Annotated in this window: 26 protein-coding genes; 13 read left to right on the forward strand and 13 right to left on the reverse strand. The window is 72.9% G+C overall.

Annotated features, from left to right (window positions below):
- Window positions 1-2: 2 nt before the first annotated feature.
- On the reverse strand, window positions 3-476 hold the full coding sequence (locus tag MUY14_RS29725) for a PTS sugar transporter subunit IIB (RefSeq protein WP_247014116.1): 474 nt from the start codon (window positions 474-476) through the stop codon (window positions 3-5).
- A gap of 374 nt (window positions 477-850) precedes the next feature.
- On the opposite strand from MUY14_RS29725, the gene MUY14_RS29730 reads away from it, so the two are divergent.
- Window positions 851-2,107, forward strand: coding sequence for an RICIN domain-containing protein (locus tag MUY14_RS29730; protein WP_247014118.1), 1,257 nt, complete (start codon window positions 851-853; stop codon window positions 2,105-2,107).
- A 74-nt stretch (window positions 2,108-2,181) separates the two neighbouring features.
- Window positions 2,182-3,126: an MBL fold metallo-hydrolase gene (locus tag MUY14_RS29735; RefSeq protein WP_247014120.1), complete on the forward strand. Its 945-nt coding sequence runs from the start codon at window positions 2,182-2,184 to the stop codon at window positions 3,124-3,126.
- Window positions 3,127-3,235: 109 nt separating this feature from the next.
- Here MUY14_RS29735 and MUY14_RS29740 read toward each other — a convergent pair whose 3' ends face one another.
- Window positions 3,236-3,805, reverse strand: coding sequence for a hypothetical protein (locus tag MUY14_RS29740; protein WP_247014122.1), 570 nt, complete (start codon window positions 3,803-3,805; stop codon window positions 3,236-3,238).
- Window positions 3,806-3,882: 77 nt separating this feature from the next.
- Entirely contained in the window at window positions 3,883-4,380 is a 498-nt protein-coding gene (locus tag MUY14_RS29745) for a MarR family winged helix-turn-helix transcriptional regulator (RefSeq protein ID WP_247014124.1), read from the reverse strand.
- Window positions 4,381-4,455: 75 nt separating this feature from the next.
- Between MUY14_RS29745 and MUY14_RS29750 the strand changes: the two genes are divergently transcribed.
- Together MUY14_RS29750 and MUY14_RS29755 are read left to right on the forward strand one after the other, a co-directional pair.
- The gene (locus tag MUY14_RS29750; protein WP_247014126.1) at window positions 4,456-5,484 is read left to right on the forward strand and encodes a DMT family transporter; all 1,029 of its coding nucleotides are present in this window, start codon (window positions 4,456-4,458) and stop codon (window positions 5,482-5,484) included.
- Window positions 5,485-5,513: 29 nt separating this feature from the next.
- The gene (locus MUY14_RS29755) at window positions 5,514-5,801 is read left to right on the forward strand and encodes a hypothetical protein (protein WP_247014128.1); all 288 of its coding nucleotides are present in this window, start codon (window positions 5,514-5,516) and stop codon (window positions 5,799-5,801) included.
- Here MUY14_RS29755 and MUY14_RS29760 read toward each other — a convergent pair.
- The gene (locus MUY14_RS29760; RefSeq protein WP_247014130.1) at window positions 5,771-5,986 is read right to left on the reverse strand and encodes a hypothetical protein; all 216 of its coding nucleotides are present in this window, start codon (window positions 5,984-5,986) and stop codon (window positions 5,771-5,773) included. The genes MUY14_RS29755 and MUY14_RS29760 overlap by 31 nt on opposite strands.
- A gap of 162 nt (window positions 5,987-6,148) precedes the next feature.
- Here MUY14_RS29760 and MUY14_RS29765 point away from each other — a divergent pair, with 162 nt between their 5' ends.
- Together MUY14_RS29765 and MUY14_RS29770 are read left to right on the forward strand one after the other, a co-directional pair.
- On the forward strand, window positions 6,149-6,709 hold the full coding sequence (locus tag MUY14_RS29765; RefSeq protein ID WP_247014132.1) for an RNA polymerase sigma factor: 561 nt from the start codon (window positions 6,149-6,151) through the stop codon (window positions 6,707-6,709).
- Window positions 6,706-7,149 (forward strand): hypothetical protein, encoded by a 444-nt coding sequence (locus MUY14_RS29770; RefSeq protein WP_247014134.1) that lies wholly within the window; start codon window positions 6,706-6,708, stop codon window positions 7,147-7,149. The genes MUY14_RS29765 and MUY14_RS29770 overlap by 4 nt, the downstream gene beginning before the upstream one ends.
- Here MUY14_RS29770 and MUY14_RS29775 read toward each other — a convergent pair.
- Entirely contained in the window at window positions 7,146-8,180 is a 1,035-nt protein-coding gene (locus MUY14_RS29775) for a S8/S53 family peptidase (RefSeq protein ID WP_247014137.1), read from the reverse strand. The genes MUY14_RS29770 and MUY14_RS29775 overlap by 4 nt on opposite strands.
- 72 nt (window positions 8,181-8,252) lie before the next feature.
- On the opposite strand from MUY14_RS29775, the gene MUY14_RS29780 reads away from it, so the two are divergent.
- The 3 genes from MUY14_RS29780 to MUY14_RS29790 are packed head-to-tail and all read left to right on the forward strand — an operon-like array spanning window position 8,253 to window position 11,834.
- Window positions 8,253-8,390 carry a hypothetical protein gene (locus MUY14_RS29780; protein ID WP_247014139.1) on the forward strand — a complete coding sequence of 46 codons (138 nt, stop codon included), beginning with the start codon at window positions 8,253-8,255 and terminating at the stop codon, window positions 8,388-8,390.
- A complete protein-coding gene (locus MUY14_RS29785; RefSeq protein ID WP_247014141.1) occupies window positions 8,387-10,969 on the forward strand; it encodes a CHAT domain-containing protein in 2,583 nt (860 codons plus the stop codon). The genes MUY14_RS29780 and MUY14_RS29785 overlap by 4 nt, the downstream gene beginning before the upstream one ends.
- A 58-nt stretch (window positions 10,970-11,027) precedes the next feature.
- Window positions 11,028-11,834, forward strand: coding sequence for a triacylglycerol lipase (locus tag MUY14_RS29790; RefSeq protein ID WP_247014143.1), 807 nt, complete (start codon window positions 11,028-11,030; stop codon window positions 11,832-11,834).
- On the opposite strand, the gene MUY14_RS29795 is transcribed toward MUY14_RS29790, so the two are convergent.
- Genes MUY14_RS29795 through MUY14_RS29805 form a run of 3 tightly spaced genes read right to left on the reverse strand, consistent with a single transcriptional unit; the run spans window position 11,824 to window position 14,698 of the window.
- Entirely contained in the window at window positions 11,824-12,666 is an 843-nt protein-coding gene (locus tag MUY14_RS29795; RefSeq protein WP_247014145.1) for an ABC transporter permease, read from the reverse strand. The two genes, MUY14_RS29790 and MUY14_RS29795, sit on opposite strands and share 11 nt — an antisense overlap.
- The gene (locus tag MUY14_RS29800; RefSeq protein ID WP_247014147.1) at window positions 12,663-13,574 is read right to left on the reverse strand and encodes an ABC transporter ATP-binding protein; all 912 of its coding nucleotides are present in this window, start codon (window positions 13,572-13,574) and stop codon (window positions 12,663-12,665) included. Before MUY14_RS29800 ends, MUY14_RS29795 begins: the two co-directional genes overlap by 4 nt.
- The gene (locus MUY14_RS29805) at window positions 13,571-14,698 is read right to left on the reverse strand and encodes a hypothetical protein (RefSeq protein WP_247014149.1); all 1,128 of its coding nucleotides are present in this window, start codon (window positions 14,696-14,698) and stop codon (window positions 13,571-13,573) included. The genes MUY14_RS29800 and MUY14_RS29805 overlap by 4 nt, the downstream gene beginning before the upstream one ends.
- Before the next feature lie 165 nt (window positions 14,699-14,863).
- Here MUY14_RS29805 and MUY14_RS29810 point away from each other — a divergent pair, with 165 nt between their 5' ends.
- A complete protein-coding gene (locus MUY14_RS29810; RefSeq protein WP_247014151.1) occupies window positions 14,864-15,946 on the forward strand; it encodes a class I SAM-dependent methyltransferase in 1,083 nt (360 codons plus the stop codon).
- Here the strand turns inward: MUY14_RS29810 and folP are convergent.
- Window positions 15,933-16,808, reverse strand: a complete 876-nt coding sequence (gene folP, locus MUY14_RS29815) for a dihydropteroate synthase (RefSeq protein ID WP_247014153.1) — start codon at window positions 16,806-16,808, stop codon at window positions 15,933-15,935. The genes MUY14_RS29810 and folP overlap by 14 nt on opposite strands.
- A 93-nt stretch (window positions 16,809-16,901) precedes the next feature.
- Here folP and MUY14_RS29820 point away from each other — a divergent pair, with 93 nt between their 5' ends.
- Window positions 16,902-17,558 carry a rhomboid family intramembrane serine protease gene (locus MUY14_RS29820; RefSeq protein ID WP_247014154.1) on the forward strand — a complete coding sequence of 219 codons (657 nt, stop codon included), beginning with the start codon at window positions 16,902-16,904 and terminating at the stop codon, window positions 17,556-17,558.
- Here MUY14_RS29820 and MUY14_RS29825 read toward each other — a convergent pair.
- Both MUY14_RS29825 and MUY14_RS29830 read right to left on the reverse strand, forming a co-directional pair.
- Window positions 17,551-17,886, reverse strand: a complete 336-nt coding sequence (locus MUY14_RS29825) for a YceI family protein (protein ID WP_247014156.1) — start codon at window positions 17,884-17,886, stop codon at window positions 17,551-17,553. The genes MUY14_RS29820 and MUY14_RS29825 overlap by 8 nt on opposite strands.
- Complete coding sequence (locus MUY14_RS29830; RefSeq protein ID WP_247014159.1) at window positions 17,883-18,068, reverse strand: hypothetical protein; 186 nt, start codon at window positions 18,066-18,068, stop codon at window positions 17,883-17,885. The genes MUY14_RS29825 and MUY14_RS29830 overlap by 4 nt, the downstream gene beginning before the upstream one ends.
- A 48-nt stretch (window positions 18,069-18,116) precedes the next feature.
- Between MUY14_RS29830 and MUY14_RS29835 the strand changes: the two genes are divergently transcribed.
- A complete protein-coding gene (locus MUY14_RS29835; RefSeq protein ID WP_247014161.1) occupies window positions 18,117-18,860 on the forward strand; it encodes a serine protease in 744 nt (247 codons plus the stop codon).
- A 63-nt stretch (window positions 18,861-18,923) separates the two neighbouring features.
- Here the strand turns inward: MUY14_RS29835 and MUY14_RS29840 are convergent, their stop codons facing one another.
- The gene (locus MUY14_RS29840) at window positions 18,924-19,751 is read right to left on the reverse strand and encodes a DUF11 domain-containing protein (RefSeq protein WP_247025299.1); all 828 of its coding nucleotides are present in this window, start codon (window positions 19,749-19,751) and stop codon (window positions 18,924-18,926) included.
- A 197-nt stretch (window positions 19,752-19,948) separates the two neighbouring features.
- Window positions 19,949-20,575, reverse strand: coding sequence for a TetR/AcrR family transcriptional regulator (locus MUY14_RS29845; RefSeq protein ID WP_247014163.1), 627 nt, complete (start codon window positions 20,573-20,575; stop codon window positions 19,949-19,951).
- 86 nt (window positions 20,576-20,661) lie between these two features.
- Here MUY14_RS29845 and MUY14_RS29850 point away from each other — a divergent pair, with 86 nt between their 5' ends.
- A complete protein-coding gene (locus MUY14_RS29850) occupies window positions 20,662-22,359 on the forward strand; it encodes an alpha/beta fold hydrolase (protein ID WP_247014165.1) in 1,698 nt (565 codons plus the stop codon).
- The last annotated feature ends 370 nt before the right edge of the window (window positions 22,360-22,729 follow it).

The following is a 22,729-nucleotide window of genomic DNA, read 5'->3' on the forward strand; positions in this document are numbered from 1 at the left end:
GGCTAGAGCCCTTTCCGGTCGAGCAGCGGGACGAATTCGGCCGGCTTGTCCTGCGGCATCAGCTGCGTGACCAGCGGGACCCCGGCGGCGAGCCGGCGGTAGCCGCCCGCCTCGTCCGCGGTGACCGCGATCGAGCGGGTGACCATGGTGTACGCGGTGCCCGGCCGGGGCGCGACGTTGCCGACGTTGACGACGCCGGGCCGCAGCCCGCCTTCGACGAGGCGGAAGGCGTCTTCGGGGTCTTTCGCGATGATCATGACATCCCCGTCGAGCGGCACGGTGAGCGCCGCGGCCACCGACAGCACGGCGGTGGGCAGGCCGCGCGCGGCTTGCGGGAGCAGCACTTGCTGCAGGTCGTCGGCGGCGACGTCGTCGTTGCAGACGAGCAGGCGGCGCACGCCCAGTCGGCGGGTCCACGCGACGGTGACCTGCCCGTGGATCAGCCGGTTGTCGATCCGGACGTGTGCCCCCGCCATGTTTCTCCTCCCGGACGGCAGGAGACATACTGGTTCGTACCAGTATCTGTGTCAACTGCCGGTGACCGGCCTTCGCGCGGCCGACGGAAGGACCCCTCAGACCTTCCGTCGGCCCACGAGCGCGAAGCCTCCCCGTGCGTTACCCGGACCCTCCCATAAAGGTATATACCAGTATGGACGTCCGTGATCGACTGTCAAGAGCGAAAACGCGAAAATTATTCGACCGGGCGGCCGATCGAAACAGGCGCGGGTGAGCGGTTCACCCGGAGCTGTCCGTTCTTGTCAGTGACACCCCGCCGAGCTCCTCTTATCATTCCCATTGGTCTAGACCGCACTTCCTCGTCCCCTGCCGCACCGGGAAAGGCGGAACCCCCGTGACCGCGAGAACCCTGCGCCTCGCCGCGCTCAGCACCGCGCTCCTGTTCGCCACCGCGCTGCCCTCGGCCGCCGCGACCGACGGCACCGAGCAGCTGCCCGGCCACCTCCGCACGCCGTCGGCTCCGGTCGCGGCGCCGCGCTCGGCCGTCTGCGACGGCGACGGCGTCAGCGGCAAGCGCGTGCAGGCCCTCTACGTCCGCGGGAACGGCCAGGCCGACCGGTACGCCCAGTTCGCCGGCCAGTTCCAGACCTTCGCGAGCCAGATCGACGACGCCTTCGCCGAGGCCGCGTCCCGGCTCGGCGGCGGCGTCCGGCACGTCCGGTACGTGACCGACGCTAGCTGCCGGGCGACCGTCGGGAACGTCGTGATCGCCCAAGGCGACATGGCGACCGTCGACACGATCACCAACGCCATCAAGGCCCAGGGCTACAACCGCGCGGACCGCAAGTACGTCGTCTGGTACGACAAGGACGGCTGCGGCCTGGCCTTCGGCAACGGCGGCAACGACAGCCCCGGCCCGGGCAACCCGTACAACGCTGGCCCGCACTACGCGACGGTCGGCACCGGCTGCTGGTCGTGGCAGGCGACCGGGCACGAGCTCCTGCACACCCTCGGCGCTGTCCAGGGCAGCGCGCCGCACTCGAGCGCCCACGGTCACTGCTGGGACGACGAAGACATCATGTGCTACGACGACGGCGGCCTGCCGAACCCGCCGGGCGGCCTGGTGAAGGTCTGCCCCGGCGCCCCGGAGAACCAGCTCGACTGCCTGGGCGACGACTACTTCAACACCAACCCGGCGGCCGGCACGTACCTGGCGACGCACTGGAACGTCGCGAACAGCGCGTACCTGATCGCGAGCGGCAGCCCCTACCCCGCCGGGACGATCACCGGCCTCGGCGGCAAGTGCGTCGACGTCAGCGCGTCGAACACCGGCAACGGCACGGCGGTCCAGCTGTGGACGTGCAACGCCACGGCGGCCCAGCGCTGGACGAAGCAGAACGGCACGCTCCGCGCGTTCGGCAAGTGCCTCGACGTTTCGAACAGCGGGACGGCCGACGGCACCCTCGTGCAGCTGTGGGACTGCAACGCCACCGGCGCGCAGACGTGGCAGGCGCGAACCGACGGGACCCTGCTGAACCCGCAGTCGGGCAAGTGCCTCGACGCGACCGGCGGCTCCCCGGCCGACGGCACCCGCCTGCAGATCCGGACCTGCGCGGCCACCGCGAACCAGCGCTGGCAGGGACCCGCCTGAACAATTCGGGAGAACCGCGCAACCTGGCCGGGTCACCGTCGTTAACGCATCGTCTGCATGAGGGAGGGGAAGGCATGCCGGCCGTCACATCGAACATCGTCCCGCTCCGGCACGCCCGGCCGGGTGTGGTGGCGTACGTGAAGACGCCGGCCGAGTGGTTCGTCGCGAACAGCGGCTGGATCCAGGGCCGCGACGGCGTCGTGCTGATCGACACCTGCGGAACCGAGCAGGCGACCCTGGAACTGGTCCGCGACGTGCGCAAGTACGCGGGCGGCCGCGAGCTCACGGTCGCCATCACGCACGCGCACGGCGAGCACCACAACGGTCTCGGCGTCGCCCTGCGCGACGGCGGGACGGCGCTGGCCGCGCCGGGCGCGCTCGACCTGGTCAAGGCCGGGCCGCAGACGTACGGCAACGTCTTCACCTACACCGGCTGGGGCAACCTCGAGCCCCCGGAGCCGGAGTCGGTCCACCCGGTCACCGGCTGGCGCCACGTCGACCTCGGCGACGCGGCGGCGGACGTGGTCGCGGTCCCGGGCGTCGCGCACACGGCGGGCGACCTGGTGGTCCACGAGCCCCGCTCGGGCACGCTGTTCACCGGCGACCTGGTGGTCATCGGCGACACCCCGGTGGCGGTCCACGGGTCGATCCCGGGCTGGCTCGACGCGCTCGACTGGCTCCAGGACACGTTCCGCCCCCGCACCCTGGTCCCGGGCCACGGCCCGGTGGCCAACCCGGGCCACACGGCGTTCCACGCGATGCGCGTGTACCTGGAGTGGCTGCTGGAGGTGACGGAGCGCCAGACGGACTTCACGAGACTGGCGCGGCAGGCGTCGTTGCGCTGGCCGTCGTGGCGCAACCCGGAACGCCACATCGGCAACCTGATGCGCGCGTACGCGGATCAGCACGGCCGCAAACTGGACGTGGACCTGGCGATCGACGCGATCCTGGCGGCGGCGGGCGGGCGGATCGACCTGGACTACCTGCTGGACCGGGAACCGGTCCGCCAGATCTCCTAGGACCCGCGCCGAGGTGGTCTCCGTCGCGTACACGTGCCGGAGGCCGCTTTGAGGTTGACAAGAAAAGCGTGGGCCGTGTCGCCGACATCAGGGCGGCATCCTTCGCCAGTCAATCAATAAGCATCTCGGCACGAACAAGCGCCCTGACCTCGGCACATTTTTTTGCGAGGTTGTCAAGCGCTCCCCTGAAGTCGGATTTCCCCATCGGACGTCCTTCGGCAACCTCCTTTGCTTGCCACCGTATCGACGACGTGATGTCTTCCGTCTTGGTGAGCATGCTGCTCAGAATTTTTTGCACCTCTGGCGAGCAGATCATCTGAAGTCTAGTTTTCCCTTCCATCATGGCTTCATAGAGTCGACACAGCTCTCGAGACCGATCCGGAAGTCCGGGCGCCATCTCCGGCAGGTCGACAAACCCCATGATGAGAGCCAGCTGCCGCCAACTGTAAAACGAATCCAAGAACTGATAGTAGGCGGTCAGCCTCTCCGTTCTCCACTCCTTGAGCGAGTCATGCTTGAGCTGCAGTTTGAACCGCTCCATTTCGCGCTCATGTCGAATGTCTTCGCGCTCACGCTCCCGATTCCACCGCTTGTCTTCACGCTTACTGGCGATGATTTGCCCACCCCAGCTACCGGCCAGCGCACCAACGAAACCCAACACAGCGGACCACCAAGTCATGGCAACAAGATTACGAGATTGCCGGCCTGGACGACCCGGACAGCATCAGCCGATGCCGGCCCACGTTCCCAAGCAGACTAGGACCCCGCGCCGCCCAGGCTCTCCAGCAGGGTTCGCAACGTGCCGGCCAGCTCCTCCCGCTGGTCGGCACCCAGCGCGCCCAGAATCCGGTGCTCGGTCTCCACGTGCTCCGGCAGCGCCCGGTCGATCAGCTCGCCGCCCGCGTCCGTCAGCGCGACGCGGACTCCGCGGCCGTCGGTCTCGTTCGGCGTGCGCTCGACCAGGCCGCGCGCCTCCATCTTGTCCAGGCGCTGGGTGATCGCGCCGGACGTCACCATCGCCGAGCGCATCAGCTCCGTCGGCGTCAGCCGGTACGGCGGGCCGCTGCGGCGCAGGGTCGCGAGGACGTCGAACGTCGCGCGGTCGATCCCGTGGCGGGCGAACGTGCGCCGCAGCTCCGCGTCGACCAGCGCGTTCAGCCGGGAGAGCCGGCCGATCACGCCCATCGGGGAGACGTCGAGGTCGGGGCGCTCGGCGTGCCACTGCTCCAGGACGCGGTCCACGTGGTCGGCCATCGCCCCAGCGTAACCGATGCCTTAGCGGTAAGTGAGCAGTAGCCATTTAGCTTAGCGCTGAGGTAATCTACCTTAGTGCTAAACAAACTGCTCCTCACCACCGCGCTGGCCCCGGCGATCTGGGGCTCCACCTACCTCGTCACGACCGAGTTCCTGCCACCCGACCGCCCGCTGCTCGCCGCAGTGATCCGCGCGCTGCCCGCCGGACTGCTCCTCGTCGCGCTCACCAGACGGCTGCCGAAGGGCGACTGGTGGTGGCGTTCGCTCGTGCTCGGCACGCTCAACATCGGCGCCTTCCTCGCCCTGCTGTTCATCGCCGCCTACCGCCTGCCCGGCGGCGTCGCCGCCACCCTTGGCGCGCTGCAGCCGCTGATCGTCGCCGGCCTGTCGGCCGGCCTGCTCGGCGAACGCCTGACCCCGCGGACCGTGCTCGCCGGCATCGCCGGGGTCGTCGGCGTCAGCCTCCTGGTGCTGCAGTCCGACGCCCGCCTCGACGCACTCGGGGTAGCCGCCGCGGCCGGCGGCGCGATCGTGATGGCCACCGGCGTCGTCCTCAGCAAGCGCTGGACGTCCCCGGCACCCTTGCTGGCGACGACCGGCTGGCAGCTCGTCGCGGGCGGGCTGGTCCTCGTGCCGGTCGCACTGGCCGTCGAAGGCCCGCCACCGGCATCGCTGTCCGGCGCGAACCTCGCGGGCTACGCCTACCTCTCACTGATCGGCGCCGCGTTCGCGTACGCCTTGTGGTTCCGCGGAATCCGCGCGCTGACGGCCACGCACGTGACGTTCCTCGGCCTGCTGAGCCCGGTCGTCGCCACCCTGCTCGGCTGGCTGGTCCTCGGCCAGCGCCTGACGCCGTGGCAACTGCTGGGCGCGGCGATCGTGCTCGCCGCCGTGGTGACCGCCCAGCGCCGGGCTCAGCCGTCGCCGGGCAGAAATTCGACTTCGGCGGTGAACTCAAAGCAGCGGAGAGCAGCACCGAGGCTGCGATCGACGCCGCACCGCAAGCCGACGAACCCCCGTCGGACAAAGACGCCGAAGTCGCGGAGGAGGACACCGATACGGACAGTGGACCACCTCCGCGCTCGGAAAGGGTCAAGTCCCTGATCGTCGATTTGCAGCCCACCGGACTGGTGATGCAATCGTGGATCACGATCGAATCGGCGATCGGCCTTCTGTACGAAAAGGTGTTCGGCGCAGTCCGGGACGGCAAGCCCAACACTGCGCTCCGTCAGATCAACCAGCTGATCCCGCACCTGCCGGAGGATGCCGTCGACAGCATCCAGCGCATGCGGAAGATTCGCAACGAAGTCGCCCACGGCAACGCTCAGGTCGAAATGGGTGAAGCCATCGCCTACGCCGAAACCGCCGCCACTCTCGTGAACCTCATCGACTACATCGAACGCTCCACGCCGAGCCCGTAGGCGAACCGCGGCCCGGCCTCCGGCACCACCGGCGTGTCCCCGAGCAACGCACACCCCGGAACACCAGCCCCCGCCGGAACCGGCACCGCCCGGCCGTCCACCGGCGGCCCGCACGCCGTCAGTCCCCACACGAGCAGCACGCACACCATCACCCGCACGATCGGCTCACCCCGATCCGTCTCCACCACTCCCACCGCGCACACGGCGCCCGTCCCACCCGGGTTCAGGTATTTCCCGCGCTCCCACCGGATCGGAGGAACGGGGGGAAGACGCGAAGGAGTCCCCCGATGGCGTACCGGTCCGAAGGGCCGCTCTTGGCTAGGCTGAGCGGGTCAAGGGGAGGCGAAGTGGACACCACGACCCTGCTCTCAGCGGCCGCGCGCGGTGATCAGGCGGCTTGGGACGCGCTCGTCGCGCGGTACTCGAGCCTGCTCTGGTCGATCGCCCGCGCGCACCGGCTTTCCGACGCCGACGCGGCCGACGTCGTCCAGACCGTGTGGCTGAAACTGGTCGAGAACCTCGGCCGCATCAAGGATCCCGAGCGGCTGCCCGGCTGGCTGGGCACCACCACCCGGCACGAGTGCCTGCGCCAGCTCCGCCGCGGCGAGCGCGAACGCCCGGCCGACGACCACGTCTGGCAGAACGAACCCGCGCCCGGCGAGGCGGTCGACGCGGCCGTGCTGCTGGCCGAGCGCGACGCCACGCTCTGGCGCGCGCTGGCCACGTTGTCCGAGCAGTGCCGACGGCTGCTGCGCGTGCTCATGGCCACGCCACCGCCGTCGTACACGGAGGTGGCGGCCGCCCTCGAAATGCCGGTCGGCAGCATCGGCCCGACGCGGCAGCGCTGCCTCGGCAAGCTGCGCGAGCGGGCGGACGCGGCCGGGCTCGGAACGGCGGACCGGACATGACCGACGACGAACTCATGGACGTCCTGCGAGCGGCCGCGACCCAGGCCGATCCCGTGCCGGACCTCGTGCTGCGCCAGGCCCGGGCGGCGCTGTCCACCCGCGACCTCGACGCCGAACTGGCGGAGCTGGCCTTCGATTCGGACCTGGTGGAAGCCGGCGCGGTCCGCGCGGACGGCGAAGACGTCCGGCTGCTGTCGTTCGAGTCGGCCCGGGTGACGGTCGAACTGCAGGTGGAGTACGGAAGCGGCCGAGTGTCGCTGCGCGGCCTGATCACCGGCGCGACGGGCGACGCGGTGATCGAGGTGGCCGGCGAAACGCACCCCCGGCCGATCGGCCCGGAGGGCTGGTTCACGGCGGCGGGTCTCCCCCGCGGCGCGACCCGGGTGTCGGTGACCACCGCGGACGGCACGACGGTCACCACCGGCTGGGCGAGCCTCTAAGCGCCCGGCTCCCGCACACCCGCCACGTACGGGACGGGCGCCTCCCCGTTGAGGTCCTGCACGCGGACCACGACCGGCTCCTCCGCGCTTTCCGGGTGGAGCACCGCGTGGGCGGCCTCGAACGCGGAGCCCCCCTTGGCCATGACCGCCGCGATCTGGCCCGTGACGATCGCGGCCGAGAACGAGGTGCCGCTCCAGACCGCGAAACCGTTGTACCCGGCCGGCCGCGTCGGGTAACCCGGCCGGAAGTACGGGCCGAGCACGTCGACCCCGTCGGCGTAGGCGGACACCCAGGGCCCGTAGTTGCTGAAGTCCGCGACGAGCGGCTTGTTCGAGTCCTGCGACGCGTCGGCCGAGCCGACCGCGATCACCTGGACGTGGCTGCGATCGGCGCTGCCGGGCACCTTGGCCTCGAACTTGGTCCCGGCCGGGTAGACCAGGTGCCGGCTCGCGCGGTTCCCGGCGGACGCGACCACGACCGAGTCCGGGGGCAGCCTGCGCAGGGCGGCCTCGATCGCCTTCGGCGGCTCGTCCTCCCAGGTCGCGCCGGAGAAGGAGAGGTTGATCAGGGTGATGCCCTCCTCCCGCAGCTCGTCGATGGCGTTGGCGACCGCGAGGTCTTCGAGCTCACCGCTCTGCTCGTCGATCACGCCCTTCATCCGGACGCGGACCTCGGGCGGCACCTGCTTCAGCAGCACTCCGGCGACGAACGTCCCGTGCGCGGCCGAACCGACCGGGTTCTCGTCTTCGCCGCGCACCACCCGGACGGTGTCCTCCGGGTCGAACACCACCCGGTTGCCGAGGTAGGGGTGCGGACGGCCCTCGTGCAGCACGACGCCGGTGTCGATCACCCCGGCCAGCGGGGGAACGTCCGGCGCGAGGACCGGGTCCAGCGTGTGGTTCGTGGGTTTCGGCCGCAGTTCGCCCCAGATGATGCGGTCCAGGCCGAACAAGTGGTTCGGGCTGGCTCCGCGGTTTCCCAGCGCGGCCAGCACTTCCGGTACCGGCCGGGTGCCCGCGAATCGGCGCACGGCCCCCGGTGCCCCGGCCGGGTGATAACCGAACCCTGCCAGTTCGGCTCGGATCGCGGCACAATCGTCCGCATGGACCAGCAGCTCGCCTGCTCGATGGCGGTATCGCGGCATGTGTCCCCCTCGATCATGGGTGAACGGGTCGGCAACTCGATCCGCGAGCCCTTCCATCTGATACACACCGGCGGGGGCCGGCACAAGCCGTCATGAGCGACGCGCTCGGCAAGGCCGTCGCCGCCGCGGATCTCGCGTTCACCGCGCCCGCCAAGGCGCGGGTGCTCGCCGAAGCCGCGCTCGCCGAGGCGGACGGGCGGGCCGAGGCCGCCGCGGTGGCCGAGCACGCGCTCGGGCTCGCCGGGGTGTCCGTGGGCCGGCTGGCCGACGCCGAGACGCGGTTGCGCGCCGCGCTCCGGCTGGCCGACGGGGCCGGGCTGCGGGAGCGGGCCGCGCAGACGCGCGGCGTGCTCGGCTACGTCCTCACGCTCACCGGCCGCACCGCCGAAGCCCTGCGCGAACTCGACCGCGCGATGCCGGAACTGACCGGGCAGGCGTCCGCGCGGCTGCGCATGCAACGGGCCGTCGTGCTCACCGAAATCAGCCGGTTCGGCGACGCCGCCGCGGGGTTCGCGGACGCGCTCGAGACCCTCCGGGCCGCCGGTGGCGACGACCTGATCGAGGCGACGATCCGCACCAACCGCAGCATCGTGCTGGCGCGCCTCGGCGACTGGCGGGGCGCCGAAGACGACCTGCGCCACGCCGAACGCGGGTTCGCCGCGACCGGCCACATCGGACGGACGGCGATGGTGTGGCAGAACCGCGGGCTGGCCGCCACCGTGCGCGGCGACGTCCCGGCCGCGCTGACCGCCTACGACGAAGCCGCCGCGCGCTACCGCGAAGCGGGCACCGATCCCGGGCTGCTGCCCATCGAACGCGCCGAAGCCCTGCTCTCGGTACGTCTGATCGCCGAAGCGCGCGAAGCGGCGACGGCCGCCGTCGCGGACTACGGACGCCGGCGCAACGCCGTCGACCTCGTGCAGGCGCGGCTGCTGCTGGCGAAAGTCGCGTTGCTCGACGGCGATCCCGGGACTGCGTTGCGCGAAGCTTCGCTGGCGCGGCGGTCCGCGGTGCGGCAGGACCGGCCCGGCTGGGCGGCGCTCGGCGGTTACCTCGCGCTGCGCGCCCGCCGCGACAGCGGCCTGCGGACCGCGGCGATGCTCCGGTCGGGACAGCGGACGGCGGCGGCGCTGACCGACGCGGGCTGGGTGGTGCCCGCCTTGGACGCGCGGCTGATCGTCGCGGCGCTCGCGCTGGAGCTGGGCCGCGTGGAGATCGCGCGGACCGAGCTGTCCTTCGTCGGCCGCGCCGGGCGCGGCGGGCCGGCCGAGATGCGCGCCCGAGCTTGGCACGCGACGGCGTTGCTGCGCCTGGTGCACGGCGACCGCCGGGGCGCGGACGCCGCGTTGCGCGCCGGGGTCCGGGTGGTCGACCGGTTCCGCGCCGGGCTCGGCGCGAGCGAGCTGCGCGCCCACGCGTCCGGGCACGCGAGCGAGCTGACCGGGCTCGGGTTGCGGCTCGCCGCCGAAGCGGGCCACCCGGAAGCCGTGCTGCGCTGGGCGGAGTGGCGGCACGCCGGTGCGTTGCGGCTGCGGCCCGCTCGGCCGCCGGACGACGAGGGCCTGGCCGCCGACCTCGCGGCGCTGCGCCAGCTCGCCGTCGACCTCGCCACCGGGACCGGCGACCCGCGGACCCTGCTGCGCCGCCAAGCCGAGCTGGAGAAGGCGGTGCGCGACCGCGCCCGGCACGCCGCCGGAGTGTCCACTTCGGACATCCGGGTCCCGTCCCGCGCGGAGCTCGCCGAAGCGCTCGGCCCGGCGACGCTCGTGGAGTACGTGGAGCTGGACGGGCGGCTGAGCGCGCTCGCCGTCACCGGTGGCCGGCTGCGGCGGTACGCGCTGGGCCCGGCGGCCGAAGCCGCGGAACGCCTGGACGAGCTGCGGTTCGCGGTGCGGCGGGCCGCGTTCGGCCTCGGCTCGCCCGGCGGCCTCGTCGAGCGGACCGCCCGCCGGCTCGACGAGCTGCTGCTCGCCCCGCTCCCGCTCGGCGACGGCCCGCTGGTCATCGTGCCGACCGGGCGGCTGCACGAGCTGCCGTGGCCGGTGCTGCCGGGCTGCCGCGGCCGTCCGGTGTCGCTCGCGCCGTCGGCGGCGCTGTGGCACCGCGCGGCGACCGCACCGCGGGCCGAGGGCGGCGACCACGTCGTCGTGGCGGGTCCCGGGCTGCCGCACGCCGCGGCCGAGGTGGCCGCGCTGGCCCGCCGCTACCCGGGGGCCCGCCGGTTCACCGGCCGCACCGCGCGGGCCGAGCCGGTGCTCGCCGCGCTCGACGGCGCCGCGCTCGGCCACATCGCGGCGCACGGCCGGTTCCGCACCGACAACCCGCTGTTCTCGTCGCTGCGCCTGGCCGACGGGCCGCTCACGGTGTACGACCTGGAACGGCTGGCCCGTCCGCCCCGCCACGTCGTGCTCTCGGGCTGCGACTCGGGCCGCTCCGCGATCCACGCGGGCGACGAGCTGCTGGGCCTGGCCTCGGCGCTGCTGGCGCTGGGCACGACGAGCCTGGTGGCGACGGTCCTCCCGATCCCCGACGACGCCGGCCGCGCCCTGATGGTCCGCCACCACCGCCACCTCGCGGCCGGCCTGCCCCCCGCCGCGGCCCTCGCCCGCGCCCAGTCGGAGCTGCCCGACTCCCCCGCCGCCACGAGTTACGTCTGCTACGGCGCCGGCTCGTAAGTGTTCAGGACGCTGAACACTCACGACAGCCACGCACGGGCCGGGTCATGATGGGAGCGTGCGGATCACGGCTTGGTGGCGCGGCATCAGCCCGCGGCGACGTCTGATGCTCAGCAGCGTCGCCGTCGTCGTGGTGGCCGTCGTCGTGGTGGCCGCCATCGCCACCTCCGGCACCAGGACCGCGCCGGAGGCCGGAACCCCCGACCAGGCCAAGCCCGGCCCGGTGCTGCTCGTCCCCGGCTACGGCGGCGGCCAGGGCGCGCTGGACGAGCTCGCCGCGCGGATCCGGCAGACGACCGGCCGCAGCACCGAGGTGCTCACCCTGGCCGGCGACGGCACCGGTGACCTGGCCGAGCAAGCCGGCGTCCTGGCCGAAGCCGTCGAACGGGCGTACGCGCAGGGAGCGCCTTCGGTCGACGTCGTCGGGTACTCCGCGGGCGGGGTCGTGGCCCGGCTGTGGGTCAGCCGCGAAGGCGGCGACCACCAGGCCCGCCGGGTCGTCACGCTCGGCGCGCCGATGCACGGCACCGGTCTCGCCGCGGCGGGCGGCGCGCTCGTCCCCGGCGGCTGCCCCACGGCGTGCGTCCAGCTGGCACCGGGCAGCGCCCTGCTGCAGGAGCTCGCGAAGGAGCCGATCCCGGCGACCCTGCCGTGGCTTTCGCTCTGGACCGAGCAGGACGAGACGGTCACCCCGCCGGAGTCCGCCCGGGTCGACGGCGCCGTCAACGTCGCCCTCCAGCAGGTCTGCCCGGGCAACGGCGCCACGCACGGCGACCTGCCCACCGACCCCGCCGTCACCGAAATCGTCCTGCAGGCCCTCGGCACCACGCCGCTCGAAGCGCCCACGGACTGCCTCAGCTCGTGACGTCCTTCGTCGCGAAGTTCGCCCACGCCGCCCCGAAGAACACGACGATGTAGCCGGCCTGCAGCAGCATCCCGTGGTCGATGTTGCGCCACAGCACCGGATCGCGGAAGAAGTCGATCCAGGACAGCCAGTAGTGCGTCGGCAGGTAGGGCTTCACCGACGCCGCCGCGTCCAGGGTCTCCAGCACCGAGCTGGTGATCAGCACGGCCAGCCCGCACAGCGCGGCTCCCAGCGCCGAGTCGCTCACCGTGGACAGGAACATCGTGATCGCGGCGAACCCGAGCATCGACACGACGATGTAGGTCACCGCGCCGAGCAGCCGCAGGCCGAGCCCGGACGAGCTGAGCGACTGTCCCGACAACGACGTCACGCCGGCCGGCTGCCCGCCCGGGCCGGCGACGCCGGGGTTGCCGCCGGTGCCGAACAGGATCACGCCGAGCACCAGCGACGTCAGCACGACGATGACGATGGCCGCGGTCACGTAGACCGCGATCGCGATCATCTTCGCGCTCAGCAACCGGGTCCGGCCGGCCGGACGCGCCAGCAGGTAGCGCAGCGTGCCGCCGGCCGCCTCGCCCGCGATCGAGTCGCCCGCGACCACCGCGACCGCGATCGGCAGGAACAGCGGCAGCACCAGCGCGAGCGCCGCGGCCGGGAACAGCGCGCCGTCGCTGACCACCGCCGACAGGAACGCCCCGCCCTGCCCGGGTGGCGGCGCGAAGTCGGCCGTCGCCAGGAAGACGCCGACGACCGCGGGCAGCAGGCACAGCAGCAGCACGCTGACCCACACGCGCGGGCGCAACGCGAGCTTCCGCAGTTCGACGCCGATCACCCGGCCGCCCCGAACCGGTCCGAGCCCGGACCCGTCACCTCGAGGACCACCTGTTCCAGGGTCCGCTGCTCGGCGTGGATCGACGTCACGCGCACCCCCGCTTCGACGAGCAGCGCGTTCAGCGCCGCCGGGTCGGCGTGCCGGATGACCAGCCGGTCGCCGTCGCGGGCTTCGAGCTGCCCGTCGAGGACCGCGGCCGCCGCGGCGGGATCCGGCGTCCCGACCAGCACCCGGCCGGTCTCGGCCCGCAGCGCGACCAGGTCCTCCTCCAGCACCAGCCGGCCGCGGTCGACGACGCCGACGCGCGTGCACAGCTGCTCCACCTCGGCCAGCAGGTGACTGGAGAGGAACACCGTCGTGCCGCCCGCGTTCAGCTCGGTCAGCAGCTCGCGGATCTCCTTGATGCCCTGGGGATCGAGGCCGTTCGTCGGCTCGTCCAGGATCAGCAGCCGCGGCTTGCGCAGCAGCGCGCCGGCCAGCCCGAGCCGCTGCCGCATGCCCAGCGAGTACGCCTTGACCGGCCGCTGGTCGACCCCGCCCAGCCCGACCCGCTCGAGTGCTTCGTCGATGCGACGCCGTCGCGTGCGCCGCCCGCCGCCGCGCCCGGCCGCGTCGAGCAGGGCCAGGTTCCGGCGCCCGGACAGGTGCGGGTACGCGGCCGGGCCTTCGACGAGCGCGCCGACCTCGGGCAGCACCTCGGCGACCCGCTTCGGCACCGGCTTGCCGAGCACCTCGATCTCGCCGCTGGTCGCGTAGACCAGGCCGAGCAGCATCCGGACCAGGGTAGTCTTGCCCGAGCCGTTCGGGCCGAGGAAGCCGTAGCGGTCGCCCTCGCGGACGTCGAGGTCGACCGCGTTCACGGCGACCGTGCGCCCGTAGGCCTTGGTGAGCGCGTGCGTGACGATCATCGGCCGCCCCGCCGCAGCCGGGACAGCTCGTCCGCGACGGACTTCAGCACGTCGGCCGTCACCGTCCCGGCCAGCAGGTAGGAGCGGCGGGAGACGGCCGAGCGGACGATCGCCAGCGACAACGGCGTGATCGACAGCTGCACCACGGTCCCGCCGGCCAGCTTGACCTGCACCCCGCCCGCCTTCCCGGCGGCGTCCCCCGCCGCGTTCGCCACCGCGCGCGGCACGGCGATCACCGCGAAGGACGCGAGCCCCTTGCCGTAGAGCGCGGCGCCCTGGACACCCCCGAAGTCCGACGACGTCACCGGCCGCCCGGCGAGCGCCGGGGGCAGCGGCACCTGGTTGAAGGCGCCGAGCGTGTCCGAGACGTCCGGGGCGCTCGCCACGGTGAACCCGGACCCGAGCACCGGCCGCGGCGCCTCGACGACCGGCGTCGTCTGCGCCAGCTCCTGGAACCCGGTGACGAGGATCGGGGCCCGCTGCCCGCGCGCGGTCACCTCGACCCGCACCGGCAGCCCGGTCGCCGGGTCCGCCCAGAGGTCGACCTGGCCGATCGTCGTGTCGGGGTCGGCGGGGACGAGCCGCAGCCCGGACGCGGCGACGCCGGCGACGTTGCGGCCCGGCAGCGCGCTCACCGGGTCGCCCGGCGCGGCGCGCAGGATCCGCCGCGCCAGCTCGGGCGGCAGCAGGTCCCCGGCCCGCGGGAGCCGGACGGCGGGTTCGCCGATCAGCTCGGTCAGCGTGTTGTCGCCGTAGTCCCAGGTGTATTCGCCGTCGGGCAGCCGGTAGAGGTCGTGCTCGCCGGCGGTGCCGAGGATGTCGACGCGGTAGCGGTCGGGCCCGGCGTACCAGACGCGCATCGGCGTCCGCATCGAGAAGAGCGCGGTGACGGCGGCGAGGTTCGGCAGCTCCGGCAGGGCCAGCGAGCCCGCGCTTTCGGCGTACCCCTGGTACGGCCGCCCGGCGGAATCGAGCACCAGTGTGCGCAGCCGGGCCGGGTCCACCGCGGCCCCGGCCGGCGAGAGCGCGGAGACGACCGAGGGCACCGAGACCAGGACGGCGGCCACGGCGGCGACGACGGCCCACCGGCGCCGCTTTTCCCACCGCACCACCGAGGGCGTCATCCGGCATCACCTCTGCGTCCTTTGTACGCCATGGCGGCTGGGGTCGAGGGGTGACGAACCCCGTTCATGCCGCCGTCCTGAGCTGGTCCCGCCCCGGACTTCGCGCCCGCCCGCCCGCTTCGCGGGCTGTTCGACGTGCCCGCGGCAATGAACGGACCCCTTTCGATGGCTCATCTCGTCATGCCCGGCGAACCCGATCGCCGGTTGTTCTCGCCACACTCGCGCCAAGCGGTCCCCGCCGGCGACGGCCTGTCCGCCGACGCGGCCCGGCACGCGATGGCCGCCGGCGCCGCGCTGCTCTGGCGCGGCACCTACCCGGCCGCGCGGCAGCTGCTCGACGCCGTGCGGCGCAGGCTCCCGGCGCCCCCGCCGCCGGACGACTTCGCCCGCTACCGCGCCGGCCGCGCCCACCGGGCGAAGCTGCTTTCCCTGCTCCACGTCCCCCTCGAGCCGGGCCACGTCGTGCCGCTGCGCCGCGCCCCGGACGTCCGCGCGGCGTGCACCGCCGTCTACGGGCCCCTCGACGTCCCCGCGGCGGTGCCGTTGCGGGAGCTGCTCGGGGTCCTGGGTGCCGCCGAATGGCGCCGGACGGGCATCGCCGTCCCGGCACTGGACGCGCGGATCCACCCGCACCACGGCGTCTTCGCGCCCCTGCGCCCGGAGTACGTCGACCTGGTGGCGGAAGCGCCGTTGCCGGGCACGGAGCTGGCCTTCGACATCGGCACCGGCGTGCTGGCCGCCGTCCTCGCCCACCGCGGCGTCGAGCGGGTGGTGGCCACGGACACCTCGGCGCTCGCGGTCGCCTGCGCCCGGGAAAACCTGACCCGTCTGGGCTTCGGCGCCCGCGCGGAAGTGGTGCGGACGGACCTGTTCCCGCCCGGCCGCGCCACGCTGGTGCTGGCGAACCCGCCGTGGCTGCCGGGCCGCCCCCGCACCCCGCTCGACCACGCAGTCTACGACCCGGGCCACCGCATGCTGCGCGGCTTCCTCGACCGCGCCCGCCGCCACCTCGCCCCGAATGGCGAGGCGTGGCTGGTGCTGTCCGACCTGGCCGAGCACCTGGGCCTGCGAACGCGCGAGGAGCTGCTCGGCTGGATCGAGGCGGCAGGCCTGCGGGTGGTGACGCGGACGGGGACGCCGGCCCGGCACCCGCGCGCGCTCGACCCGGCGGCCCCCCTGCACCGGGCCCGGGCCGCGGAGATCACGTCCCTCTGGCGGCTCGGCCACAAGCAAATCAGTCCACAGTAGACAAGCCCGCGACCGCCGCCACGGCTTCCCGCGTCTCCCGGACGTTGTGGGCGCGGAACACCGCCGCCCCCGCGTGCGCCGCGATCGCCGTCGCCGCGAGGGTGCCCGCCAGGCGGTCGCGGGCTTCGACGTCGAGCGTCTCGCCGATCAGGTCCTTGTTCGACAGCGCCACCAGCACCGGCCAGCCGGTCGCCACCAGGCGGTCGAAGTGGCGGAGCAGCGAAAGGCCGTGGCGGGTGCTCTTGCCGAAGTCGAACGTCGGGTCGACGAGCACCCCGCCGCGCGGGACGCCCGCGGCGACCGTCCGCTCGGCCGCCGTCGTCAGCTCGGCGACGACGTCCGCGACGACGTCGTCGTAACGCGGCCAGAACGGGCGGTCCGGGGTCGGCGCGGGGTACGGGTCGGTCCGCAGCGGCATGCCGCCGACGTGGGAGCAGACGTAGCCCGCGCCGAACTCGGCGGCGATCTCGACCAGTTTCGGGTCGGCGCCGGCCCAGGTGTCGTTGAGCAGGTCGGCGCCGGCCTCGCAGACCTGGCGGCCGACCTCGTGCCGCCACGTGTCGACGCTGATCACCAGCCCCGGGTGGCGCTCGCGCACCTCGGCGACGAACGGGACCACGCGCCTGCTCTCTTCGTCGACGTCGATCTCGGGGCCCTCGCCCGCCTTGACGCCGCCGATGTCCACGATGTCGGCACCGGCCGCGACCGCGCGGTCCACGGCTTCGCGCGCCGCGTCCTCGGCGAAGGTCGCGCCCTGGTCGTAGAACGAGTCGGGCGTGCGGTTCACGATGGCCATGACCAGCGCGCGGTCGCCGGGCATGCGGCGGCCCCGGAAGACCACCTCCGGCCGGTGTGACGTCATGCTCTTCACCCTGCCAGGTCACGGCTGGGTCCGAAACGCCGCTCCCGGGGTCCCGCGCCGGTTATCCTCGGCGCAAACCGAGCAGGGGGAACCATGAGCACGACCAGCGAGGGCCCGGCCCGCAGCGAAGCCGAGGCGATGATCGCCGAAGCCAAGAAAGCCCTGTGGGTGATGGTGGGCCTGCTCGCCGTGCTGTGGGCGGTGCAGATCTTCAACTCGCTCGGCGACTACGACCTGAGCCAGGAGTTCGGCATCGAGGCGCGCGACCCGGCGTCGCTGCCCGAGATCTTCAGCGCGCCGTTCATGCACTCCAGCTGGGGCCACATCGAAGGCAACTCGGGCCCGCTGTTCGTGTTCGGCTTCCTCGCCGCCTACCGCGGGGTGAAGAAGTGGCTCGGCGTGAGCGTGCTGATCATCGTCGCGAGCGGCCTCGGCGTCTGGTTCACCTCGCCGTCGGACTCGATCACGGTCGGCGCCAGCGGCCTGGTGTTCGGCTACTTCGGCTACATCATCGTGCGCGGCCTGTTCGACCGGCACCCGATCGACATCGTGATCGGGCTCGTGATGGCGTTGTGCTTCGCCTACCAGTTCACGTCGCTGCTGCCCACCGACGAGCGGGTCAGCTGGCAGGGCCACCTGTTCGGGTTCGCCGGCGGCATCATCGGCGGCTGGCTGTTCCGCGACAAGCGGCCCAAGGCGGTCGCCGCCCCCGACCCGGCGACCGCCCTGCTCCCCAAGGACCTCAGCTAGGCGGTTCGAGCTCCGCCTCGACGGCGATCGCGACGTACCGGCCGATCATCGCGCGCGGCGCCTTCACGCCGAGCGGCGCGCGGTCGAGCGTCCCCGTCGCGCGCACCCGCGTCCCGTCGGCCTCGACGGCGAGCGTCAGCGGGCACGACGTCCCGCGCAGCCGCAGCTCGCCGGTCACTTCCCAGCCCTCGGCGTCGCGCCGGACGCCGGTGGCCGTGAACGTCAGCTCCGGGTGGGCACCGCTGTCGAGCAGGTGCGGCTTCCGCAGGTCGGCGTCGCGGCGGGCTGAAGCCGAACACCGCTTCGGCGGCGATGTCCTCGCCCTCACGCCGGGTTTCGCACCCGACGACTTCGGCACGGCTGAGCCCGCGGCCTCGGGTCGACGAGGTGCCGCCGCGCGAGCCGGTCGCGCACCGCCGCCCAGCGGGTGTGGTCCGCGCCGGTGGCCGAGGACGCGTCGCCGGGCGTCTCGATCGCGACCCGGGCACCCGCTGTGAGGTCGCTGTGCATCCGGCTCCGCGCGCTGCCGATCCGGCCGCGGTGTGGTGATCTGGAGGGGTGGCGATCAAGGTTCTCCGGCCGGCCGCGCTGGCCGCGGCGGCGGTGCTGGTGCTGGGCACCGGCCTGGCCGTCGGCGCGGACACGACCGCCGACGACGCCTACGCCGCGGGCTCACCCGCGCCCGCCGGAACCACCGTTTCGGCGGTACCGGCGAAAACCGTTTCCCCGGTCGGCGCATTGTTCGCGAACGGCAGCCATTTCTGCTCGGCGAGCGTCGTCCACTCCGATTCCGGGGATCTGGTGCTGACGGCCGCGCACTGCGTCCAGGACGGAATGTCGTTCGCCCCCGGTTACGCCGGTGGTGCGGCGCCGCTGGGAATGTGGCCGGTCACGAAGGTCACCGTCGCGGCCGGCTGGACTTCGTCGGCCGACCCGGATCTCGATTTCGCGTTTCTCACCGTTGCGCAGCCCGGGAACCCGGCTTCCCTGGAAAGCCTCACCGGCGCGAACGCGCTCGGCGTGAATCGCGGGTTCGACCACCGGATCACCCTCACGGGCTACCCCGACACGGCCGATTCCGCGGTCGTTTGCGACGGCACGAGCACCCGCTCGGACACCTACCAGCTGCGGATCGCCTGCCCCGGTTTCCCCGACGGGACCAGCGGCGGGCCGTGGGTGACCGGCGGCGAGGTCGTCGGCGTCATCGGCGGTTACCAGCTGGGCGGCGACACCCCGGACGTCTCCTACAGCGCGTACTTCGACGACGACATCGCGAAGCTCTACGCCACGGCCACGGGCTGAAAACGCGGACCGGGCCCGTGTCCCTGGCGGAGGACACGAGCCCGGTTCACCTCTCGCGAACCCTCAGCAGGTCACGATGAGCCCGGTGAGCGCCGAGCACGTCTTCGACGCGCTGTCGTTGGCGGGGTTGGGATCGGTCGGCGAGCTCGCCGTCCGCTGCGCCGTCGTGGTGTACGAGCCGAGCGCGAGCAGGCCGCCGTTCGTCGAGAACTTCGCCGTCGCCGAGGCGCCGCTGGCCAGGGTGGCGACGTCGCAGTTCACGTTCCGGGTGGTGCCGACGTGGACGCAGCCGGTGCCGCCGGCGTAGGACAGGGCCGAGGCGTACGTGGCCCCGACGCGGATCCCGGTCGCAGTGGCCGGGCCGTTGTTCGTCACGGTCACGGTGTAGTCGATGCGCGCGTTCAGCCCGCCGTGCCCGGTCGCGGCGAGCGCGACCTTGACGTCGGCCTGGGTCGACGGCTGGCCGACCGTGATGAGCGGCCCGTCCAGGGTCTCGAAGGAGTAGTTGTCCCCGACGAACTGGTGCTGCAGCGTGAACTGCCCGGGCGCCGCGGTGTCCTTGACGCGCAAGGTCCACACCGTGGTCTTCGTGCCGCCCGCCTCGAGGTCACCGAACGCGGCGCGGTAGCTGCTGCCGGCCTGGAAGCAGCCGACCGCCGTGGTGTTGGTGCAGGAGACGACGTCGACGACGTCGGTGATCGCGGTCGGGTTTCCGTAAATGGCACCCTTCGCGAAAGTCACCGTGAAATCGCGGTCGTTGTGAATGGTTTGCGTGATGGTGAACGTCTGCCCCGGCAGCACCGTGGTGGCACTCACGGAGACGGCGCTCGTCGGCGTGTCCGCCTGCGCGGCGGGCGCGATTGCGAAAAACGCCGTGGCCAGTGCGGCCACCGCGGACAGGATCGTGGTCCGTCGCCAGCTTCGTTGCATAGTCGTGTTCTCACTGTTCGGGTCCGGGAATACCGCTCTGACGGGTGGCTCGTGGTCTTTTCGGGGACGTCCGACGCTGATCAGTCGCCCCGATCCCGGAATTCGTTACCGCCCCCTGTCCGCCTTTACCACCGTCCGGCCGCGGCGCGGCACCGCCATCAGGAGGGACGCCAGCGGCCGTTCATCTCACCCGGACGGGGCGGCGGGCCCGGCAGATCCGGGCCGCCGGCCGCCAGTCCTTCGACGAGCATCGCGAGGTAGCGCCGCCGCAGCTGCGTGGTGCGCTCGTGGTCGTCGACGCGGATGGCGGCGCAGCACTCGAGGACCATGCCGAGGTCTTCGGCGACGGCGTCGTGGCGCAGGCGCCCGCTCTCGCGCGCCCGCTCGACCAGGTCCCTCGTCAGCTGGTTCGCGCGCTGGGCGTCCGCGCCCATGTCGGGCGTGGGGGTGAAGGTGCCGGCGAGGTGCACGGTCAGCGAGTGCACGTCGGCGTCCACGACCCGGCCGAGGAAACCGGTCAGCGCGGCCCAGCCGTCGGGCTCCCCGGCGGCGGCTTCGGCTTCGCGGATGTAGGTGCGGAGGCCGTCGTGGCATAGCCGGCAGAGCAGCACCTCCTTGCTCGGGTACCGCCGGTAGAGCGCGCTGATGCCGACGCCGGCGCGCTCGGCCACGTGCGAGATCGGCGCCTTCGGGTCGACGAGGAAGACCTGGCGGGCGGCATCGAGGATGACGACGTCGTTGCGGGCGGCCTGGCCGCGGCGGCCGGGCAGGGCTGTCTCGGGCATGGGCCGAGATTACCACTGGAACGGATCGTTCCGCTCTGCTAGAGTTCGGAACGAAGCATTCCGTTCCAGCCTTCGAGGAGCCAGCCATGACCGTCCGCCCCTTCCGCGCCGAGATCCCCCAGCACCGGCTCGACGACCTGGAGAACCGCCTGCGCGGAGCGCTGTGGCCGGACGACCTGCCCGCCGAGTACGGCGTCACGAACGAGCGCGTCCGCGCGCTGGCCGAGCACTGGCTGAGCGGCTTCGACTGGCGGGCGTTCGAGGCACGGCTGAACGCGTACCCGCAGTTCCTGACGGAGATCGACGGCGAGACCATCCACTTCCTGCACGTCCGCTCGTCGCGGGCGGACGCGACCCCGCTGGTGCTGACGCACGGCTGGCCGGGCTCGATCGCGGAGTACCTGGACGTGATCGGCCCGCTGACCGAGCCGGAGTCGGCCGACCAGCCGGCGTTCCACCTGGTGATCCCGTCCCTGCCGGGCTTCGGCTTCTCGGGCCCGACGAAGTCCGCGGGCTGGGGCACCCACCGCACTGCGGCGGCGTGGGCCGAGCTGATGAGCCGCCTCGGCTACGAGTCCTACGGCGCGGCGGGCAACGACGCGGGATCGATGATCTCGCCGGAGATCGGCAGGCTGGCGCCGGAGAAGGTCGTGGGCGTGCACGTCACGCAGCTGTTCTCGTTCCCGTCCGGCGACCCGGCCGAGATGGCGGACCTGAGCGAAGCCGACCAGGCCGCGCTGGCGCACTTGCAGTGGTTCTACGACACCATGTTCTCGTTCAACTCGCTGCACAGCCAGCAGCCGCACACGCTGGCGTTCGCGCTGGCGGACTCCCCGCTCGGCCTGCTGGCGTGGAACGCCCAGCTGTTCGGCGAGCACCTGGACGCGGACTTCGTCCTGGCGAACGTGGCCCTGTACTGGCTGACCGGCACGGCCGGTTCGTCGATCCGGTTCTACTACGAGGACGCGCACTCGACGGCCCACCCGGAGGGCCCCACGACGGTCCCGACGGCCCTGGCGATGTTCGCGGGCGACTTCCAGTCGATCCGCCGGTTCGCCGAGCGCGACCACGCGAACATCGTGAGCTGGAACGCCTACGACACCACGGAAAAAGCAGGCGGCCCCCGAGACGCGGCCGGTCACTACTCGGCCCACGAAGCCCCGGAGGTCCTGGTGGCGGACATCCGCCAGTTCTTCGCGAGCCTCCGCCCCCAGACGTCCTGGCCGATCCTGACCCAGTCCCACGACGCCCTCCGCACGGCGATCGAGGGCGTCACGGACTGGACGGCCCCGACCCCGTGCGCGGCCTGGAACACGACCCAGGTCCTCCAGCACGCAGCGGGCGACCAGCTCGGCTACGCGGCGTTCATCACGGGTTCGGGCGGCCCGGACTTCGACCCGTTCTCCCCTTCAGGCGCCCTCGACGGCAAGCCGTCCGACTTCTTGGAGCCCACCCTGGCCGCCGCCGCCGCGGCCTTCGCCACGGTGAGCCCGGAGGCAACCGCGGTCCCGACCCCGCTCCCCCAGGGCGCCCTGCCCGCGTCCGTCGCGGTCGGCGCCGCAGCCCTGGACGCGGCGGTCCACGCGTGGGACATCGCGAAGGCGTCGGGCCAGAAGTCCCCGCTGACCCCGGAGCTGGCGGAGTCGCTGCTCCCGGTGGCCAAGCAACTGGCCGAGCCCCTGCGCGGCTTCGCCTACGCGGCAGCGTTGGAGGGCCAGCCCACCGACGACGCGGTTTCGACCCTGCTGCGCTACCTGGGCCGCAACCCGGAGTGGACCGCCTGACGGCGACGCGGTGGCCCGCCAGCACTGACGGGCCCACACCCACCCGCACCTCCCGGCTGCCCAACCCGGCCGAGGCCCAGCCGCACAAGCTCAGCCAGCCCCGACCGGATCGAGCCACCTCCACCACCGCTTCGGCATCCCACCCCGCCAAGGCACCAACCGCACAACCTCAGCCCACCCATTCCCCGACCGGCCGAGCCAGCTTTCCCACCAACACAGGCTCAGCCGGGCCCGTCCCCACCGACCGGCCGAGCCAGCACTCCCACCAACACAGGCTCAGCCGGGCCCGTCCCCACCGACCGGCCGAGCCACCGCCCCACCACTCCCGCATCCCCTCCCACCGAGGCACCGGCCGCACAAGCTCGGCTCG

It is taken from the genome of Amycolatopsis sp. FBCC-B4732 (genome assembly GCF_023008405.1).
Classification (GTDB): Bacteria; Actinomycetota; Actinomycetes; order Mycobacteriales; family Pseudonocardiaceae; genus Amycolatopsis; species Amycolatopsis pretoriensis_A.

Coding starts and splice junctions, on each gene's coding strand:
- MUY14_RS29725 (WP_247014116.1), bottom strand. CDS start 476: ATGGCGGGGGCACACGTCCGGATCGACAACCGGCTGATCCACGGGCAG.
- MUY14_RS29735 (WP_247014120.1), top strand. CDS start 2,182: ATGCCGGCCGTCACATCGAACATCGTCCCGCTCCGGCACGCCCGGCCG.
- MUY14_RS29740 (WP_247014122.1), bottom strand. CDS start 3,805: ATGACTTGGTGGTCCGCTGTGTTGGGTTTCGTTGGTGCGCTGGCCGGT.
- MUY14_RS29745 (WP_247014124.1), bottom strand. CDS start 4,380: ATGGCCGACCACGTGGACCGCGTCCTGGAGCAGTGGCACGCCGAGCGC.
- MUY14_RS29755 (WP_247014128.1), top strand. CDS start 5,514: ATGCAATCGTGGATCACGATCGAATCGGCGATCGGCCTTCTGTACGAA.
- MUY14_RS29770 (WP_247014134.1), top strand. CDS start 6,706: ATGACCGACGACGAACTCATGGACGTCCTGCGAGCGGCCGCGACCCAG.
- MUY14_RS29780 (WP_247014139.1), top strand. CDS start 8,253: ATGGACCAGCAGCTCGCCTGCTCGATGGCGGTATCGCGGCATGTGTCC.
- MUY14_RS29785 (WP_247014141.1), top strand. CDS start 8,387: ATGAGCGACGCGCTCGGCAAGGCCGTCGCCGCCGCGGATCTCGCGTTC.
- MUY14_RS29800 (WP_247014147.1), bottom strand. CDS start 13,574: ATGATCGTCACGCACGCGCTCACCAAGGCCTACGGGCGCACGGTCGCC.
- MUY14_RS29805 (WP_247014149.1), bottom strand. CDS start 14,698: ATGACGCCCTCGGTGGTGCGGTGGGAAAAGCGGCGCCGGTGGGCCGTC.
- MUY14_RS29810 (WP_247014151.1), top strand. CDS start 14,864: ATGGCTCATCTCGTCATGCCCGGCGAACCCGATCGCCGGTTGTTCTCG.
- folP (WP_247014153.1), bottom strand. CDS start 16,808: ATGACGTCACACCGGCCGGAGGTGGTCTTCCGGGGCCGCCGCATGCCC.
- MUY14_RS29820 (WP_247014154.1), top strand. CDS start 16,902: ATGAGCACGACCAGCGAGGGCCCGGCCCGCAGCGAAGCCGAGGCGATG.
- MUY14_RS29830 (WP_247014159.1), bottom strand. CDS start 18,068: ATGCACAGCGACCTCACAGCGGGTGCCCGGGTCGCGATCGAGACGCCC.
- MUY14_RS29845 (WP_247014163.1), bottom strand. CDS start 20,575: ATGCCCGAGACAGCCCTGCCCGGCCGCCGCGGCCAGGCCGCCCGCAAC.
- MUY14_RS29850 (WP_247014165.1), top strand. CDS start 20,662: ATGACCGTCCGCCCCTTCCGCGCCGAGATCCCCCAGCACCGGCTCGAC.